Origin of the sequence: Mesorhizobium sp. M0587 (assembly GCF_040320945.1) — a bacterium.
In the GTDB taxonomy this organism is placed as follows: Bacteria; Pseudomonadota; Alphaproteobacteria; order Rhizobiales; family Rhizobiaceae; genus Mesorhizobium.
The window spans coordinates 197,776-216,012 of the sequence record NZ_JAMYQP010000004.1; the positions used below are offsets into that span (position 1 = coordinate 197,776).

Consider the following 18,237-nt stretch of genomic DNA (forward strand, 5'->3'; position numbering starts at 1 on the left):
AACGCAGAACCCTTCTATCTCTTTGTTCCGGCAGGCGGAACCCGTTTCGCGGCTTTCCTGGAATGGGCTAAGGCGTGTAGCCCATTCCTGCCAACGCCGCCAAACCCGCAAGCAGGCCCAACGCGATGACAAGGTCAAAGTGACGCTCCAGGAATTCGCGCTGTTTCTGCCAGTTGTGTCGCATGTGTCAAACTCCTCGCGTCGACTCAGCGGTCGATCTCGCCAAACACGATGTCGAGTGATCCAATGATCGCGGCAACGTCGGCGATCATGTGCCCTCGGGACAGAAAATCCATCGCCTGCAGATGGGCAAAGGAAGGCGCGCGTATCTTGCACCGATAGGGAGTATTGCTCCCGTTCGAAACCAGATAGACGCCGAATTCGCCCTTCGGCGCTTCGACGGCGGCGTAGACTTCTCCGGCCGGTACACGATGCCCCTCGGTGTAAAGCTTGAAATGCTGGATCGTGGCTTCCATCGACCGCTTCATAGTGGCGCGTGGCGGCGGCGTGATCTTGCGGTTGGGGATCGCCACCGGTCCTTGGCCTTCCGGCGACCGCAGCTTTTCCAGGCACTGCCTCATGATCCGGACAGATTGGCGCATCTCCTCCATACGCACGAGATAACGATCGTAGCAGTCCCCGTTCTTGCCGACGGGAATGTCGAAATCCATCTCCGGATAACATTCATATGGCTGAGCCTTGCGCAGATCCCACGATGCGCCGGACCCGCGCACCATCACGCCGGAAAAGCCCCAGGCCCAGGCGTCGTCGAGCCCGATTGCTCCGACATCGACATTGCGTTGCTTGAAAATCCGATTCTCGGTGAGCAGGCTGTCGAGATTGTCGCAGGCCCGGAGGAAAGGGTCGCAGAAGTCCCAGATGTCGTCGAGAAGCTTGGCAGGGAGGTCCTGGTGCACGCCACCGATCCTGAAGTAGTTCGCATGCATGCGGGCGCCCGAGGCGCGTTCGTAGAAGACCATCAGCTTCTCACGCTCGGCGAAGCCCCAGAGCGGCGGGGTCAGCGCGCCGATGTCCATGGCCTGGGTCGTGACGTTGAGGAGATGCGACAGAAGCCGGCCGATTTCGCAAAACAGGACACGGATAAGTTGCCCACGCCTTGGCACCGATATTTCGAGCAGTTTCTCGGCGGCGAGGCAGAACGCATGCTCCTGATTCATCGGCGCGACATAGTCGAGCCGGTCGAAATAGGGCAGCGCCTGCAGATAATTCTTATATTCTATGAGTTTTTCGGTGCCGCGATGCAGCAAGCCGATATGCGGATCGGCGCGGTCGACGATCTCGCCGTCGAGTTCCAGCACAAGTCTGAGAACCCCGTGGGCCGACGGATGCTGCGGTCCGAAATTAATGGTGAAGTTGCGGACGGCGGCTTCCGTCATGACGGCTCTTCCCGCGGCACCTGCGTTTTGTTGCGTCACGGCGGATCCGGACAGAAGGCTCGCCGCCCGGATTGCCGATCAAGTTGTCGTCTGGATGATCAGCGTCAAGGTTCCATCGCCGTCGATGTTGGCGGCCACGACCTGCGAGGAGTTGAGCCCGTGCGCCGCCAGCGCCAATGTTGCCTCCGGCGAAGCATCGATCGAATGTTGCAGGCGAAGCAAGTCCTCAGCCTTGGTCTCGGTGATCACGGCATCCGCCTGCGCCTTGATCTCGGCAGGCAAATCTTCGACCGCGACGATCGCCACGTTGGTGAAATTCTGGCCGGTCAAACTTTGATCGGGTGCACTTTGGCCGGGCGCGCTTTGGTCGGGCGTGGGCACGGCAGGGGAAACCGTCGATTGCGCGAAAGCCGGCAAGGCCAGCGCCAAACCAGAGCAGACGGCGAATACCATCGACATGCGCATGATCGTTCCTTTCGTTTTGCTTGAGGAGGACCAGCCTGGTGACGATACAACCATCGTCGCTGACTATAGTTCCAGCCACTCCAGCTACGGTCGGCGAACCTGCACCGAATTTCGTCGGGAGCGGCCGCATCCAGATACCATCGATCGGATGTCGGCCGGAACGAAGCTTCCGGGCTGGGGTCTTCTCGCGGTCTCCAGCACTTGTGATGGTTTCCTGTTCCGTCAACGTCGACCGCTTGAAGCAGCAGCCTGCCCTTATTCGCCGGCAATCCAATCGGAGAGGCTGCGGGCGAAGCTTCGCGGCACGACGAGATCGCATGCCGTGTCGCGGGTACGCAGGAAGAGTACCGGCACATGGTGGAGAGATGTCAGCACGGCGCGGCCTGGAGCGGCGGTCGGCGCGTGCCAGTCGACGGCGATACAGGCTGAGAGAATTCCGGCTATGTCGGTCCCGGCCAGGCTGAACCGTACGCGACCTTCGCCGAGCGGAACCGAGCAGCCGAGATCCGGATCGATGGCAAGCGACGGCGCTTGCGTAACGTCGTCGAGTACCAGCCACAGGCGGCGAGGCGCAACGCGGATGACGAGGAGGCCGTTGTGATGAACCGTCTCTCCGACGGAAGCGGGAAGTCTTGTGCCGAGCGACGCCGAGAGGCTCGCTTCGAATTGCCTCAGCGTAACGTCCCAGCCCTCTACCTGGATGAGCGGGCAATCGGCGACGGACAGGCTGAAATCCGAGCTAGCCATGCAGACGCTCTTCTTGCGGATCGAGGAATACCGGCGAGACGATGCGGGCGCGCACCGTTTCACCCTTCATCGGATAGACGGCCACGACCTCGCTTCCTTCCGCCGCGACATCGCCGGCAAGCAGCGCCAGCCCGACATAGTGACCGCGTTCGGGACTGAAGGTGACGGAGGTGATACGCCCGCGGCCGTGGCCGAATGCTTTCTCGCCCGGCAGGAACAGGATGGCGCCGCCGCGCAGGCGCTTTTCGTCCTCGATGCATTCCAGTCCGACCAGGCGCTGCCTGTCAGGTGCCAGAAGGGCAGGGCGGCGGCGCAGCACATCTCCAACGAAGCCGCTGCGCTTGCCGACCATGCGGCCGAGGCCGAGATCGTCGAGCGTGGTGCGCCCATCGATTTCAGGCCCTGCGACATGGCCCTTCTCGACGCGCAGCGCCCCAAGCGCCTCGACGCCGTAGGACTTCAGGCCGAACGGCCCGCCAGCTTCGAGCAAGTGGCTCCAGAGTTGTGCGCCGGCAGTCGCGCCGACATAGATTTCATAGGCGCGTTCACCGGAATAGCTGAGGCGCAGGATGCGTAGCGCGCGGCCTTTCCATTGGCTTTCGAGCAACCCCATATGTGGCAGCGCTTCGTTGGATACGTCGAGCGACGGCAATGCCGCCGCCAGGATGGCGCGGCTGTTCGGCCCGGCGACCGACATCGCCGCCCATTCGTCGCTCACCGAGGTGACGGCCACGCGCAATTCCGGCCAGGCGGTGTCGAGCAGGAATTCCAGCCGCGACAGCATTTCGGCGGCCCTGGCGGTCGAGGTGGTCATGAAGAAGTGCTTTTCCGCCAGCCGCGTCGTGGTGCCGTCGTCGAGGACGATGCCGTCGTCGCGCAGCATGACGCCGTAGCGGGCGCGTCCGATCGGCAATTTGGCAAAGCCGTTGGCATAGACGCGGTCCAGGAAAGTCGCCGCATCGGGGCCCTGGACGTCGATCTTGCCCAGCGTGGAGATGTCCATCAGGCCTGCGGCCTGGCGCACATTGCGCATTTCGGCGACATAGGCTTCGTTCACATCGGCCCCGGACTGCCTGTAGAACCAGGGCCGCATCCAGAGCCCGACCTCCAGCAGGTCGGCGCCGTTCGCCAGGTGCCAATCATGCATCGGCGTGCGACGGAACGGCTTGAAGTGACGGCCGGTTGCGCGTCCGGCAAGCGCACCGATGGCGACCGGCGTGAAGGGCGGGCGAAATGTCGTGGTGCCGGTCTCGGGGACCATTGTAGCGCGCAGCGCGGCCATTGCGGACAGTGCGGGGAAATTGCTGGTCTTGCCCTGGTCCGTGCCCATGCCGAGCGTGGTGTAGCGCTTCAGGTGCTCGACCGATTCATAGCCTTCGCGGTGGGCGAGTTCGATGTCCTTCGCCGTCACGTCCATCTGGAAATCGACGAAGGCCTTTCCATGTTTGACGGGCGGCACTTCGCGCAGCGGAGCCGAGATGGTCTCGCTCAGATCGAGCTTCGATGAAGCCGGCACCGCCACCGACCTGCCGCAGAAGGCCGCCGCTTCGATGCCGGCGCGGTGACCGCTCTCGATGGCATCGGCGGTCGCGTAGATTCCCATCATCGCGCCGGTGCCGAACCGGTCGGCTGGAAACGTGCCCGGCACAAAGCCGTCGATGTCTTGGCGATATCGAGGCTTGACGCCGAGATGCGAGGTGAGGTGCACGGTCGGCGACCAGCCGCCGGATACGCAGACCAGATCGCAGGTGGCCTCGAACTGGCCGTCCGGTCCGCTCAGCGTTGCGCTTTTGACGACATGGCTGCCGTGCAAATCGACAATGCGGGTTCCGGCCCGCACAGCGACTCCGAGGCGTGCGGCTTCGGCGACAAGTGCCGCGGGCGCGGCGGCACGCAGGTCCGCTACGGTCACCTCGGCGCCAGCATCGGCAAGATCGAAGGCGGTGCGCCAGGCACCGTCATTGGTGGCGGCGACGATGGCTCTTTTGCCCGGCAGAACGGCGAAGCGGTTGAGATAGATCCGGGCAGCAGAGGCGAGCATGACGCCGGGCCGATCGTTGTTTCGAAACACGATTGGACGCTCGATGGCGCCGGTTGCGAAAATGATCGAGCGGGCGCGAAGCATGGTGACTGTCTGCCGGGCTTCGCCGGCCGACCGCGGGCTGGCTTGCACGCGTTGTTCGACCAGGCCAATGACATTGCCGTCATAGATGCCGAAGACGCTGGTCCGCTTCATCAGCGCGACGGTTTCGAAGCTCTTCAGCTCGGCTTCTGTCCGGTTCAACCACGCGGCTGCCGTGCTCTCCGATCGCTCCGCCAACAATTGGCCGCCGAAAAGGAAATCCTGCTCGACGAGCGCGATCCGCGCCCCTGCCGCTGCGGCGGCGCGCGCCGCGGATAATCCCGCCGGACCGCCGCCGATGATGGCCACATCGGCGAAGGCGTGCCGAATTTCGTAGCGATCTGGATCCGGCTCGGTTCCAGCTCTGCCCAGGCCGGCCGCTCTGCGGATGAAATGCTCGTAAAACATCCAGGCGCGCCGCGTCGGGCCCATGAAGGTCTTGTAGTAGAAGCCGGCCGAAAGGAACGGTGCAAACAGCCCGTTGATGCTTTGCACATCGAAGGCGAGCGACGGCCAGCGGTTCTGGCTTTCCGCGACCGTGCCGTCACCCAGTTCCAGCGTCGTCGCCGGCAGGTTCGGCTCACGCCTGCCGCCGGCCCCAAGCGTGACCAGCGCGTTCGGCTCCTCCGGCCCGGCGGAAAGAATGCCGCGCGGGCGATGATATTTGAAGCTGCGCCCGACCAGGGTGACGCCGTTGGCGAGCAGCGCGGAGGCAAGCGTATCCCCGCGATATCCGGCGAGCTTGCGGCCGTCGAAGCTGAATTCAATGGGATCAGAGCGGTCGATGCGGCCGCCCTCTGGCAGCCGCTTGTCCTGGACGTTCATGCTCGCGATGTCCTGGCGAATGTGACCGAGGAAATAATGTGGTCGCGCGTGTCGCGCTCGACCACGAGCCACTGGCGGCAGCCGATCACGTGCTGCCAGAGCTCGCGGTGCAGGCCGGCGGGGTTTTTCCGAACATAGACATAGGCATACCAGGTCTCCGGATCGGGATCGTCATGGGCCGGACGCCTGACGGAAGCGTCGCCGCCATAGCGGAACTCGTTGTGGTCGCGCGGACCGCAGCAGGGACATTCGATGCGCAGCATTGCTTCGCGCTCCTATTGCAGCCAGGCCGAGGGGCCGGCGCCGGCCTCGTCCAGCGTGCGGCCGGTGCGGAAACGATCGAGCCCATAGGCCGCGATCAAGGGATGCGGCTTGCCGGTCGCGATCGTGTGGGCAAAGCACCAGCCGGAAGCCGGCGTCGCCTTGAAGCCGCCATAGCACCAGCCTCCGTTGAGGTAGAGGCCGTCGACCGGCGTCGGGCAGATGATCGGGCTGGCATCGGGCGTCATGTCCATGACGCCGCCCCAATGACGCAGCAGGCGAATGCGCGAGATGCACGGCATCAATGCGATCGCCGCCTCGGCCACTTCGCGCACGACGCCGAGGTTGCCGCGCTGGGCGTAGGAATTGTAGCCGTCGAGATTGCCGCCGAACACCAGCCCACCCTTGTCCGACTGGCTGACGTAGAAATGGTCGGCGCCATAGGCGACGACATGGTCGACCAGCGGCTTCAGCGGTTCGGTGACGAAGGCCTGCAGGACGTGGCTTTCGATGGGCAGATCGAGGCCTGCCTTGGCGCCGAGAACGGACGTATGGCCGGCAACCGCAAGGCCGATCTTGCCGGCACCGATCCGGCCTTTCGTCGTTTCGACGCCGACGATCCTGTCGCCGTCGCGCACAAAGCCGGTCACTTCGCAGTTCTGGACGATGTCGACGCCATGGCCGTCGGCAGCGCGCGCATAGCCCCAGGCCACGGCGTCGTGTCGTGCCGTGCCGGCGCGGCCCTGGAAGATGGCGCCATGGATCGGAAAGCGAGCCGTGTCGGAGAAGTCGAGATAGGGCACCAATCGGCGCACCTCGTCGCGGCCGAGGATATCGGCATCGATGCCGTTCAGCCGCATGACGTTGGCGCGGTGACTGAAGCTGTCGAGCTGATCGGCCGAATGCGCCGTGACGAGCTGCCCGCGCTGCGAGAACATGACATTGAAGTTCAGCGCCTTCGACATGCCCTCCCAAAGCTTCATCGAGAATTCGTAAAACTGGGTGTTGCCGTCGAGCAGGTAGTTGGAGCGGATGACAGTGGTGTTGCGGCCCACATTGCCGCCGCCGATATAGCCTTTTTCGAGCACGGCGACATTGCGGATGCCGTGGTTCTCGGCGAGGTAGAAAGCGGTGGCGAGGCCGTGTCCGCCGCCGCCGATGACAATCACGTCATAGGACGGTTTGGGCTCCGCCGCCCGCCAGGCGCGCTGCCAGTTCTTCTGGCCGGACAGCGCATTGCGAAAAATCTGGAATGCCGAGTAGCGCGCCATACGGGCCGGCCTATCGAACGATCGCGCCGGTCGGCGTGCGGGTCAGCACTTCGGCGCCCGCATCGGTCAAGAGCACGGTGTTGGAGACGAAGTCATCGCCGCGACCGGTGCCCATCAGCCACGAGAGGATGTGGAAGCTCATACCAGTCTCGATATCGAGATCGGAATCGTGCCGCAGCCCGGTCACCGAATTGCCGCCGGTCCACGACGGCGGCTGGCCGGCGCCGACCAGATAGCCGCAGTGATGGCGGCGATAGTGGGAAAGGCCGGCCTCGTCGGCGACGGCTTGCCAGGCGGCGTAGACATCGCGCGCTTTGGCCCCGGGCCGCAGCGCCTTGACGACAGCGTCGAACGCCTTGGCGGTCACTTGCGCCATCGCGGCGTCTTCGTCGCTGATGTGGCCGATGCGGACGAGCCGGCCGAGCGGCGCATGATAGCGCGAGATGCAGCCGGACAGCTCGACGAAGACCAGCTCGCCCTTGCGATAGATGCCATCGCCCCAGGTCGTATGCTCCTCGCCAAGCCGTGCGGCCGGGCGGATGAACGGGCCGAAGCCCGGCGCATGGCCGCCGGCGCGGATCATCGCAGAAACACAGTGAGCGGCGACTTCCTGTTCGGCGGCGCCGTCCGAGATCGCCGCGATCGCGGCCCCGGCGGCGGCGTCGGTCACCTTGGCTGCCCGCCGCATCAGGGCTTGTTCCTCGGCGCTCTTCACCCGCCGTATCCTGTCGACCAGACCGGAGACGTCGCTCCATCTGCCATCCGCCTGTGCCTGAAGCGCCACGGCAAGCCCGTGGCTGAGGCCGGCCGTCCAGTATTCGAGGCCGATCCGCTTGCCGGACAGGCCGAGTTCCGCCAGCACCCGTGCGGCAAGATCGGCCGCCGTTTCGCTGTCGGAATGGCCGCGGAAATCCGCTGCCTTCACCTGTTTTTCGATGGTCACCCTTTCCATTGCGCGGGTGACCAAAACGGGCTTGCCTTCGAGCGGGACGATCAGCAGGTGAGGCGCGAAATATCCCCAGTGATCGAGCCCGGTCAGGTAAAAGACGTTCTCCGGCGAAGCGAAGACCGCGGCGTCGAGTTCGCGCTCGGCCAGTGCGGTGCGGATCCTTGCGAGACGACCGGCGATTTCGGGTTCGGAAAAGGGATTGCGGTCCATCAGGCGTCCTCATGCTTGCTGCTGTTGATGCGTGCCTTCGCCGGCAGGCACCGCGCGTATTCCGCTTGCGCGGATGTTTTGAAGCCGCCTGCGCCCGTCACTGGAAACCCTGCTTTCCGGCCATGCAGTTGCCCAACTCGCAATAGGAAAAGTGCCCAAATTGTGCACAACTCGACAGCAGCTTGCCTTAGATTTTCGAATTATCGTCGGATTTTTCAGGTTTCTACATCTCGCCTTGCGTAATGTCTAGGGTAGTTGTATACGTCTTAGCAAGCGGGCGTCGATCTCGAAGAAGGCCGTGCCCCGGGAACCCTTCATCAGTTGTTCAATGGGAGAAAAGCATGCTCAAATCATCGATATCGCGCCGTATGGCCGTTAAGGCGGCCGCATGTCTTGCACTCGCCGCCACGTCGCTCATGTCCGTGGCCGCACACGCGGAAACCACCCTCGAGCGGGCCAAGAAGGATGGATACATCCGTGTCGGCTTCGCCAACGAGGCGCCGTTCGGTTACGCCACGCCTGACGGCAAGCTGACCGGCGAGGCGCCGGAAGTAGCCAAGGCGGTGCTCGCCAAGATGGGCATCCCGCAGGTCGACGGTGTACTGACCGAATTCGGCTCGCTCATCCCGGGTCTCAAGGCCGGCCGCTTCGACATCATCGCCGCAGGCATGTTCATCACTCCCAAGCGCTGCGCCGAGATCAACTACTCCGAGCCTTCTTACGGCATCGGCGAGGCCCTGCTGGTAGCAAAGGGCAATCCGAAGGCGGTGAAGGACTTTTCGAGCTTCAAGGACAATCCCGACCTCAAGCTCGCCGTGATGGCCGGCGCGGTCGAGGGCGGGTTTGCCAAGGATGCTGGTGTCGCGGCAGGGCAGGTCGTCTCGTTGCCCGACCAGTCCAGCCTGGTCGCCGCCGTCCAGTCGGGCCGCGCCGACGCCGCCGCGCTGACCGCCCTGTCTATTGCCGACATGGCCAAGAAGGCTGACGGCGTCGAATCGACGAAACCGTTCGGCGAGGTCGGCGGCAAGTCGGTGAAAGGCCATGGCGGCTTCGGCTTCCGCAAGGAAGACACCGATCTGCAGGAGGCCTTCAACGCCGAGCTGAAGAAATTCCTCGGCTCGCCCGAGCACATCGCCCTGGTCGAGCCGCTCGGCTTCGGCAAGGACTACCTGCCGAACAAGACCACCGCCGAGCTCTGCGCCGGCAAATAGGTCCCAACTGCTGGGCGGCGCGAAGGCGCCGCCCCTTTTTGGAGAAGCAGATGGGTATCGGCACGCTTGTTGCGATGCTAGCGGCTGCGCTCGCCATCATCGGTATTCTGGCGACACAGGCAAGCTACAGCCTGTTTCTGCCAGGCCTGCTGCAAGGCGTGGTGTTGACCGTTCAGATCGCCATCCTTGGCAGCCTGCTCGCGGTCATCATGGGCGTGCTTGCCGCGCTCGCCCGGCTTTATGGTCCGGCGCCGCTCCGATGGCTGGCCACGATCTATGTCGAGATCTTCCGTGGCACCTCGGCGCTGGTGCAACTGTTCTGGCTGTTTTTCGTACTGCCGCAATTCGGCGTCACGTTCGACGCGTTTCTGGTGGCCGTCGTGGCGCTCGGCCTGAACGTCGGCGCCTACGGATCGGAGGTGGTACGCGGCGCAATCCTGTCGGTCGCCCGCGGCCAGTGGGAGGCATGCACGGCATTGAATATGACCCGAGCACAGATGCTGCGCCGGATCATCCTGCCGCAGGCTTTCGTCGCCATGATCCCGCCCTGGGGCAACCTCTTCATCGAACTCCTCAAATCGACCTCGCTGGTCTCGCTGATCACGCTCTCTGACCTCGCCTTCAAGGCGCAGCAGATGAACCAGAATACGTTCAAGACCATTCCGATCTTTACGCTCGTGCTCCTGATGTATCTCGCCATGTCGCTGGTTCTCACCATCGGCATGCGGCTGCTCGAAAGACGCGCGTCGGCCGGCCTGGCGCGGGGGAGGGCGGCATGATCTGGGACTGGAGCTTCACCCTCGAAATCCTGCCGGTGCTGGCGCAGGCGGCAATCGTTTCGGTCGAGGCGACGCTGATCGGCTTCGTGCTCGCCGCGACCCTCGGCCTGGTGCTGGCGGTGGTGCGGATCGCCGTGCCGCGAACCGGCTGGACGATTTCGGTGCTGGTCGAGCTGATCCGTTCGACACCGCTGCTCATCCAGATTTTTTTCATCTACTTCGTCTTTCCGAAATTCGGCGTCGTGCTCGATGCCTTCACCGCAGGCGTGCTTGCCATTGGCATCCACTACGCCGCCTATTGTTCCGAGGTCTATCGCGCCGGTTTCGACAACATCCATCGCGGCCAGTGGGAAGCCGCGATCGCGCTCAATTTGTCGACCTGGACGACGTTTCGCGACATCATCATCCCGCAGGCGATCCCACCGATCGTTCCGGCGCTCGGCAACTATCTCGTCGCCTTGTTCAAGGAGACGCCATTGCTCTCCGCGATCGCCGTGATGGAGCTGATGCAGACGGCCAAGATCATCGGCTCCGAAACCTTCCGATACACCGAGCCGATCACGCTGGTCGGTCTGTTCTTTCTTGCCATGAGCCTGGTTTCGGCCGCGCTCATCCGCGCTCTCGAACGCTTGCTCAACCGGAGGACCACTCGATGACCGAACAGCCGATGGTCCGTTTCGAGAACGTCTCGAAACGCTACGGTGCGCTGACCGTTCTCGACGGGCTCAATCTCGAAATCGCGCGCGGCGAAAAGGTCTCCGTCATCGGCCCATCCGGCTCCGGCAAGACGACGGTGCTGCGCATGCTGATGACGCTGGAGACGATCAACGACGGCGTCATCTGGGTCGAGGGCGAACCGCTGACCCATATGAAGAAGAATGGCACGCTCGTTCCCGCCGACCTCGCGCATATTCGCCGCATCAGGGCGAAGATCGGCATGGTCTTCCAATCCTTCAACCTCTTCCCGCACATGACAGCGATGGCGAATTGCATCGAGGCGCCGATGACGGTGCTTGGCATGAAGCGGGCGGATGCAGAGGCGCGGGCGGCGGAACTCCTGGAACTGGTGGGACTGGCCCAGAAGAAGGATCATTATCCGTCGCAGCTGTCCGGTGGCCAGCAGCAGCGTGTGGCTATCGCCAGGGCGTTGGCCATGCGGCCCAAAATCATGCTGTTCGACGAGGTGACCTCGGCGCTCGACCCCGAGCTTGTCGGCGAAGTGCTGCAGGTGATAAGGCAGATCGGGCGCGAGCACGATCTGACCATGCTGATGGTCACCCATCAGATGGGCTTCGCCAAGGAGTTTTCCGATCGCGTTTGCTTCTTCTACCAAGGCAAGATCTGCGAGCAAGGGCCGCCAAGCGAATTGTTCGGGGCACCCAAGAATGAGCGGACGCGGCAATTCCTGCATGCTGTCCTGGAGGCTGGATGACGCTTGAGACGGATGCCGCGCCGATAGTCGTGACCCCGCGCCCGCTCTCGGCGCGGGAGCGGTTCGAGCGCATATACCGGATCTTGCGCGATCGCATCTGCCTGCTGGACTACGCCCCGGGAAGCCGTCTCTCCGAGGAAGAACTCGCCCAGGAATTCCAGATCAGCCGAACCCCGGTCAGGCGCGTGCTGGCGCGTCTCGAATCAGAAGGGCTTGTCCAATCCGTCCATGGCGTCGGCACGATCGTCACCGACGTCGATATCGAGGAACTGCAACAGGTCTATCACCTCAGGCTGGAATTGGCGCTGCTCGTAGGCAAGCTGTCACCGATCCCGCGCACTGCGGAGGATCTCGATCGGATCAGGGCACTCATCGCGCGCTGTAGTTCCGATATGCTCAATCCCGATCAACGTGCGTTCCTTCGCCTCAACATGGATTTCTTCTACGAACTCACTGCCATGACCGGCAACCAGCCGCTGCGCGAGATCAGCGAGCGTCTCTACTTCCAGGTCGCGCGGGTCGTGCTGAAGATGATGCCGCAGCTCGGCCTTGTCGAAGAATTCACCGCCTTCCGCCGCGAAATGGAGGAAGTCCTTGCCGCTGCGGAGATCGGGGACTGGGAATCGATCGGCCATATAAGGCGCGCCCACATCTCGATGAGCTTTCGCCGCATGATGCGTCACACAGGCGAGGCCGACGGTTTCGACAACGGCACATAATCATATCCGGCCAGGGCGGACGCACATCCACCGAGATTGGCGGCGGTATCGAAACTACTGATGTCCGATCGCGCCCTGCGAGCGGAGCTTGTGCGCAACGTCTGCGGAGTGTCGCGCTTCGGTCCTTTCGATACCGACAGGCCTGGCCGCCGACAGCTGATCGAAACCAGCGTGACCTGCCGCTGATCAATAAATTGATGCGGGCTGAGCCCGCGCATTGATTAAATCAAATATCTCGATATACAAGATAATTTCGGATATAAATTTCGGATAGACCGGCAAATCCATGAGTCGCAATTTTCTGGTGATCGAACCTGAGGAAGGCATTGCCGTCCTCAAGGGACTAGCCTCTTCGGCACGCATTTCCATGCTCAAGCTGCTGCATGAGAAAGGGCCGATGAATGTTAACGACATTGCTGCCGTGCTGTCGCTGCCGCAATCGACGGTGTCGACCAATATCCAGGTGCTGGAGGATGCAGGACTGATCCGCACCGAGAACCAGAAGGCGAAGAAGGGCAGCCAGAAGATCTGTTATCCGACCGCAGAGGAAGTGCTCGTGGTCTTCAAGAGCGAATATCGTGCGCTCAAGAACAATGCCATCGAAGTGTCGATGCCGATCGGGCTTTACACCGGTTTCGAGGTGACGGCGCCCTGCGGTCTCTGTTCGCCGGACGGCATCATTGGTCTGCTCGATGTGCCGAACACTTTCCTCGATCCGGATCGCATGAAAGCTGGGCTGTTGTGGTTCACGCGCGGTTTTGTCGAATACCAATTTCCCAACAATGCCAAGCTAGCCAATGCCGAGATCACCGAACTCGAAGTGGCGGTAGAGTTGTCCTCCGAAGTGCCAGGCACGAGCGCCGACTGGCCCTCCGACATCACGCTGACGATCAATGGCTTCGATGTCGGCACCTGGACGTCACCCGGAGATTTCGGCGACAAGCGCGGCGTCTTCACACCGTCCTGGTGGAAGCTCAAGGGCTCCCAATATGGCAAGCTGAAGAATTGGCGGATTTCTACCGACGGCACCTATGTCGACGGCATCAGGATTTCTGAAACCAGCCTCGCCGCATTGGACCTCAAAAGCCATCATTCAATCCGCGTCCGCATCGGCGTCAAGGATGACGCCAAGCGTCCTGGCGGGATCAATATTTTCGGCAAGGGGTTTGGAAATTATGATCAGGACATACTGCTGAGGATCAAAACAGGATGATATCCTAAATCCGGGTTTAAAAAATAGGGCAGCAATTTCAATGCTCTATTATTCCCGGATATTCAGATCATCGGTCAATTGTCAGACTTTTGGCTATTGCGACTTGACGGACGGCATTCAATTCCGTTTAGTATCGGGCAAGGTGATTTAAATCATCATTTGCGATACGCAGGGAGGAAATGCATGAGGGCGGCCGTTACGGCACATCCACGCTATGTCGTCTCGGAAATCGATCCGAGGCTGTATGGGTCCTTTATAGAGCATCTGGGGCGCGCGGTTTACACCGGCATCTATGAGCCCGGCCATCCGACGTCGGATGCCAATGGCATGCGCCAGGACGTCATCGACCTCGTCAAGGAACTTAACGTTCCGATCGTCCGCTATCCAGGCGGCAATTTCGTGTCCGCTTACAATTGGGAAGACGGCGTCGGGCCCAAGGAAGAGCGCCCGGTGCGCCTCGACCTCGCCTGGCACACGTCGGAAAGCAACGAGGTCGGTCTGCATGAATTCGCCGACTGGTGCGCCGCCGCCAACACCGAAATGATGCTTGCCGTCAATCTCGGCTCGCGTGGCCTCGACGAAGCCCGCAACTTTCTGGAATACACCAATCATTCCGGCGGCAGCGAGTGGAGCGACAAACGTATCGCCAACGGCCGTAAGGAGCCGTTCGATGTCAAGCTCTGGTGCCTCGGCAACGAAATGGACGGCCCCTGGCAGATCGGCCACAAGACCGCCGACGAGTATGGCCGGCTGGCCCACGAGACCGCCAAGGCCATGCGCGCCTTCTCCAAATCGCTGGAACTCGTGGTCTGCGGCTCTTCGAATGCCAAGATGCCGACCTATCCCGAATGGGAAGCGACCGTTCTCGACCACACCTACAATGAGGTCGATTACATCTCGCTGCACATGTATTTCGACAATGAGGCCAATGACGCACCCAATTACCTTGCGATGAGCGAGAAGCTCGACGACTACATCGTCTCGGTCGCCGGCGTCATCGACTATATCAAGGCCAAGAAGCGCTCCAACAAGCAGGTCTACATCTCGTTCGACGAATGGAATGTCTGGTACCATTCCAAGGAGCAGGACAAGAGAATCCTTGGCGGCAATGACGGCTGGCCCTTCGCGCCGCCGCTGCTCGAGGACATCTACAATTTCGAAGACGTGCTACAGGTCGGCCTGATCCTCAACACCTTCATCCGTCGTTCCAACGTGGTCAAGATCGCCTGCCTCGCGCAACTGGTGAACGTCATCGCGCCGATCATGACCGTTCCGAATGGCCCGGCATGGCGTCAGACGATCTTCTATCCCTATCTCTACGCCTCGACCTACGGCCGCGGCAATGCGCTGGATCTCAAGGTGGAAAGCCCGACCTACAAATCCAGCGTTGCGGGCGACGTTTCTTATGTCGACGTCGCCGGTGTGCATGACACGCAAACGGGCCACGTCACCTTCTTCGCCGTCAACCGTCATTCGAGCGCCGCGATCGAAACCGTGATCGACGTCACCGGATTCGGCGCGGCTAAGATCGTTGACCATCAGGTGATGGTGCATGCCGATCTGAAAGCCGTCAATTCGGCCGAGACTCCCGGCAATGTCGGCCCCAGGAAGGGTGAGGGCGCTTCGGTGGCCGGCGGCAATCTGACCCTGTCGTTGCCAGCCTATTCCTACCAGATGATACGCCTGAAGCTCTGACCTCGAGCGTGTCGTCGAAAAGCTGCATGCGCTGAGGAGGAGCGTCGACGTGACGGCTGATATCGAAATCAGGAATGTGAGCAAGCAGTTCGGTGCCATGTCGGTGCTGGACGACCTGTCGCTCTCTATCAAGGCCCGCGAATTCATCGTGTTCCTTGGACCGTCCGGCTGCGGGAAGTCGACGCTTCTGCGAATGATCGCAGGCCTCGAAACTATTGATAGCGGTGAGATCGCAATCAACAACCAGCGCATCGATCATCTGCCGCCCGGCAAGCGTGGCATTGCCATGGTATTCCAGTCCTATGCGCTCTATCCGCATATGACCGTGCGCGACAACATGGCCTTCGGGCTTGAGAATATCGGCATGTCACGCGAGGTTATTGACGGGCGGATCAACGAAGCCGCTCGCATCCTCGAAATGCCGCACTTGCTCGAGCGCAAGCCGGGTCAGCTCTCCGGCGGCCAGCGCCAGCGCGTCGCCATCGGTCGTGCGATCGTCAAGGAGCCGAAGGCCTTCCTGTTCGACGAGCCGCTCTCCAATCTCGACGCGGCTTTGCGCACCCGGACCCGCATCGAGCTTGCCCAACTTCACCAGCGCCTGCAATCGACAATGATTTTCGTCACCCACGACCAGGTGGAGGCGATGACGCTCGCCGACCGCATCGTGGTCATGAACAATCGCAAGATCGAGCAGATCGGCTCTCCCATGGAGATTTACGAACGCCCCGCGACCAAGTTCGTCGCAGGCTTCGTCGGCGCACCGGCGATGAACTTTGTCGATGCGACGCTCGACAGATCGGCCGAGAACGCCACGGCCAAATTAGCGGACGGCATTTTGGTGCGGACCGAGATCGCCTCCAGCCAATTGAGCGACGGCAATTACACCTTGGGCATCCGTTCGGAAGACGTCCGCATCGTTCCCGCCGGACAGGGCAATGCCGACGGCCTCGTCGATGTGCTCGAGCGGCTCGGCGAGCGTACCTTGATCTATGCGCGGCTGGGCAATGGCCAGCAGATCGTCGGCTCCGATGCCGGCAACAGCCGCGTCGCGATCGGCGACAAGGTCGGGCTCACCCTTGACGGCCAAAAATCACATCTGTTCAGCGAGAACGGCCGCGCTTGGCACGCGAGGGAGGCTTGACATGGCTGACCGGCTCGCAATCGAGCAGACCGAGATGTCAGCCGCCGGCGCGAGAGCCCCAAGCGTCGATATCCACGCGCCGCAATGGCGAAACTTCATTTTCGTTGCGCCGTTCTTGTTTTTCTTCACGACGCTGCTGCTCTTCCCGCTGCTGTGGGGGATATGGCTGAGTTTCCACAAGGCCGACACTTTCTCGTCCGGAAACTTTGTCGGCCTCGGTAATTATGTCAGGCTGTTTCACGACAAGGTCTTCCTGCAATCGGTCTGGAACACCTTCTACTTCGTGCTACTGACGGTGCCGACGCTGGCGCTGATCGGTCTCTTTCTCGCGCTTTGCCTCAACCGCCGCACGCGCACTGCCGCGGTGCTGCGCACTCTGTTCTTTTCCTCTTCGGTGCTGTCGGTCACGATCGTCACTTTGATCTGGCGCATCGTGTTCATTCCGAATGTCGGTCTGTTGTCGACAATCTATGGATGGTTCGGCGCCACCGCCCCCGCTTTCATTTCCGATCCCAGCCTTGCCATGATCGGTATCGCCATTGCCACCATCTGGTGGTGCATCGGCCTGCCGATGATGCTCTTTCTCTCGGCACTCCAGCAAATCCCGCAGGATATCTACGAAGCGGCAGCCCTGGACAATGCCAATCGCTGGCAGACGTTGCGCTCGATTACGCTGCCGTCGATCAAACGCACCTTCATCTTGGTAATCATCATCCAGATCGTGCTGCAGTTCCAGCTGTTCGGCCAAGCCTGGCTGATGACTCGCGGCGGTCCGAACAATCTGACCAAGCCGATCGTGCTTTACATCTATGACACCGCATTCCGTCGCTGGGATCTGGGCCTGGGTGCCGCGGCATCGGAAATCCTGTTCATCCTCATCTTGATCGCGGCCATGGCCCAGTACCTCGTCGCACGCAACAGGGCCGACCAAGCATGAGTGCTCCAGCCACTTCCCTCAAGGGACGAGCATTTGGCGACCGGGTGCTGTTGGCCCTCGTCATCCTGCTTTCGATCGTCATGATCGCGCCGGTTCTGTGGGTCATCGGTCTGTCGCTCAAGGAAAATGCCGAGCTGATGGCCGATCCGTATTCAGTGTTTCATGCGCCCTACACGCTGAAGAACTACATCAACACCATCGGCACCTCGAATGTATTCCTCTGGGTGCTCAACAGCATCATCGTCTCGGGCGGGCTGACGCTCGGTACATTGATCCTGTCGTCACTCGCCGGATACGGTTTTGCGCGGCTGAACTTCCCCGGCCGAAACATCCTGTTCGTGATCGTGCTCTTCGGTCTGGCGGTCCCGGAACAAGCCGTGCTTGTCGCCCGCCATCAGATCTTCAGCGTGCTGAAATTCCACAACACCTATCACGGCCTCATTCTCCCCGGCCTGTCGGCTTCGTTTGGCGTCTTCCTGATGACCCAATATTTCAAGGCCATCCCGAAGGAGCTGGACGAAGCCGCCATGCTGGACAATGCCGGCCGGTTCAAGATTTTCTGGAAGGTGCTTCTGCCGCTCACGGTACCGGCACAGGCGACGCTCGGCATCTTCACCTTTCTCGGCGCGTGGAACGATTATCTGTGGCCGCTGATCTCGGCGACCAAGAAGGACATGTACACGCTGACGGTCGGCATGGCCTCGACACAGACCAATTTCGCCCAGTCGGAGGGCATCGGCTTCCTGATGGCGCAGGCGGTGTTCGCCGGCGCGCCGATCCTGATCGTCTACCTCTTTTTCCAGAAATACATCGTCACGGCTGTCTCTGGTGCGGCGGTGAGGTGACGAAACTGACCGGCGGGG

At 61.7% G+C, this 18,237-nt stretch carries 17 protein-coding genes; 10 read left to right on the forward strand and 7 right to left on the reverse strand.

From position 1 onward, the window contains the following. Positions 1-206: 206 nt before the first annotated feature. The 7 genes from NKI49_RS05600 to NKI49_RS05630 form a co-directional block, all read right to left on the reverse strand. Complete coding sequence (locus NKI49_RS05600; RefSeq protein WP_352601055.1) at positions 207-1,397, reverse strand: NADH-quinone oxidoreductase subunit D; 1,191 nt, start codon at positions 1,395-1,397, stop codon at positions 207-209. 78 nt (positions 1,398-1,475) lie between these two features. Continuing rightward, the gene (locus NKI49_RS05605) at positions 1,476-1,826 is read right to left on the reverse strand and encodes a hypothetical protein (RefSeq protein ID WP_352601053.1); all 351 of its coding nucleotides are present in this window, start codon (positions 1,824-1,826) and stop codon (positions 1,476-1,478) included. Between the two features lie 291 nt (positions 1,827-2,117). Beyond that, positions 2,118-2,609 (reverse strand): sarcosine oxidase subunit gamma, encoded by a 492-nt coding sequence (locus NKI49_RS05610; protein ID WP_352601051.1) that lies wholly within the window; start codon positions 2,607-2,609, stop codon positions 2,118-2,120. Then, a complete protein-coding gene (locus NKI49_RS05615; protein WP_352601049.1) occupies positions 2,602-5,556 on the reverse strand; it encodes a sarcosine oxidase subunit alpha family protein in 2,955 nt (984 codons plus the stop codon). The genes NKI49_RS05610 and NKI49_RS05615 overlap by 8 nt, the downstream gene beginning before the upstream one ends. Next, positions 5,553-5,819 carry a sarcosine oxidase subunit delta gene (locus NKI49_RS05620; protein WP_502899502.1) on the reverse strand — a complete coding sequence of 89 codons (267 nt, stop codon included), beginning with the start codon at positions 5,817-5,819 and terminating at the stop codon, positions 5,553-5,555. The genes NKI49_RS05615 and NKI49_RS05620 overlap by 4 nt, the downstream gene beginning before the upstream one ends. Positions 5,820-5,831: 12 nt before the next feature. Further along, a complete protein-coding gene (locus tag NKI49_RS05625) occupies positions 5,832-7,088 on the reverse strand; it encodes a sarcosine oxidase subunit beta family protein (protein ID WP_352601047.1) in 1,257 nt (418 codons plus the stop codon). Between the two features lie 10 nt (positions 7,089-7,098). Continuing rightward, positions 7,099-8,247: a M24 family metallopeptidase gene (locus NKI49_RS05630; RefSeq protein WP_352601045.1), complete on the reverse strand. Its 1,149-nt coding sequence runs from the start codon at positions 8,245-8,247 to the stop codon at positions 7,099-7,101. 341 nt (positions 8,248-8,588) lie between these two features. On the opposite strand from NKI49_RS05630, the gene ehuB reads away from it, so the two are divergent. From ehuB to NKI49_RS05680, 10 genes are all read left to right on the forward strand, one after another. Then, the gene (gene ehuB / locus NKI49_RS05635; RefSeq protein WP_352601043.1) at positions 8,589-9,458 is read left to right on the forward strand and encodes an ectoine/hydroxyectoine ABC transporter substrate-binding protein EhuB; all 870 of its coding nucleotides are present in this window, start codon (positions 8,589-8,591) and stop codon (positions 9,456-9,458) included. Positions 9,459-9,508: 50 nt separating this feature from the next. Continuing rightward, entirely contained in the window at positions 9,509-10,237 is a 729-nt protein-coding gene (ehuC, locus tag NKI49_RS05640; protein ID WP_352601041.1) for an ectoine/hydroxyectoine ABC transporter permease subunit EhuC, read from the forward strand. Then, positions 10,234-10,893 carry an ectoine/hydroxyectoine ABC transporter permease subunit EhuD gene (gene ehuD / locus NKI49_RS05645; RefSeq protein WP_352601039.1) on the forward strand — a complete coding sequence of 220 codons (660 nt, stop codon included), beginning with the start codon at positions 10,234-10,236 and terminating at the stop codon, positions 10,891-10,893. The genes ehuC and ehuD overlap by 4 nt, the downstream gene beginning before the upstream one ends. Then, the gene (gene ehuA / locus NKI49_RS05650) at positions 10,890-11,669 is read left to right on the forward strand and encodes an ectoine/hydroxyectoine ABC transporter ATP-binding protein EhuA (RefSeq protein WP_352601037.1); all 780 of its coding nucleotides are present in this window, start codon (positions 10,890-10,892) and stop codon (positions 11,667-11,669) included. The genes ehuD and ehuA overlap by 4 nt, the downstream gene beginning before the upstream one ends. Next, the gene (locus NKI49_RS05655) at positions 11,666-12,388 is read left to right on the forward strand and encodes a GntR family transcriptional regulator (RefSeq protein ID WP_352601035.1); all 723 of its coding nucleotides are present in this window, start codon (positions 11,666-11,668) and stop codon (positions 12,386-12,388) included. Before ehuA ends, NKI49_RS05655 begins: the two co-directional genes overlap by 4 nt. Positions 12,389-12,674: 286 nt before the next feature. After that, positions 12,675-13,601: an ArsR/SmtB family transcription factor gene (locus NKI49_RS05660; RefSeq protein ID WP_352601033.1), complete on the forward strand. Its 927-nt coding sequence runs from the start codon at positions 12,675-12,677 to the stop codon at positions 13,599-13,601. A gap of 183 nt (positions 13,602-13,784) precedes the next feature. Next, complete coding sequence (gene arfA / locus NKI49_RS05665; protein ID WP_352601031.1) at positions 13,785-15,296, forward strand: arabinosylfuranosidase ArfA; 1,512 nt, start codon at positions 13,785-13,787, stop codon at positions 15,294-15,296. A gap of 49 nt (positions 15,297-15,345) precedes the next feature. After that, a complete protein-coding gene (locus tag NKI49_RS05670) occupies positions 15,346-16,437 on the forward strand; it encodes an ABC transporter ATP-binding protein (RefSeq protein ID WP_352601029.1) in 1,092 nt (363 codons plus the stop codon). Between the two features lies 1 nt (position 16,438). After that, complete coding sequence (locus NKI49_RS05675) at positions 16,439-17,374, forward strand: carbohydrate ABC transporter permease (protein ID WP_352601027.1); 936 nt, start codon at positions 16,439-16,441, stop codon at positions 17,372-17,374. Further along, complete coding sequence (locus NKI49_RS05680) at positions 17,371-18,219, forward strand: carbohydrate ABC transporter permease (protein ID WP_352695555.1); 849 nt, start codon at positions 17,371-17,373, stop codon at positions 18,217-18,219. Before NKI49_RS05675 ends, NKI49_RS05680 begins: the two co-directional genes overlap by 4 nt. Positions 18,220-18,237 lie beyond the last annotated feature (18 nt).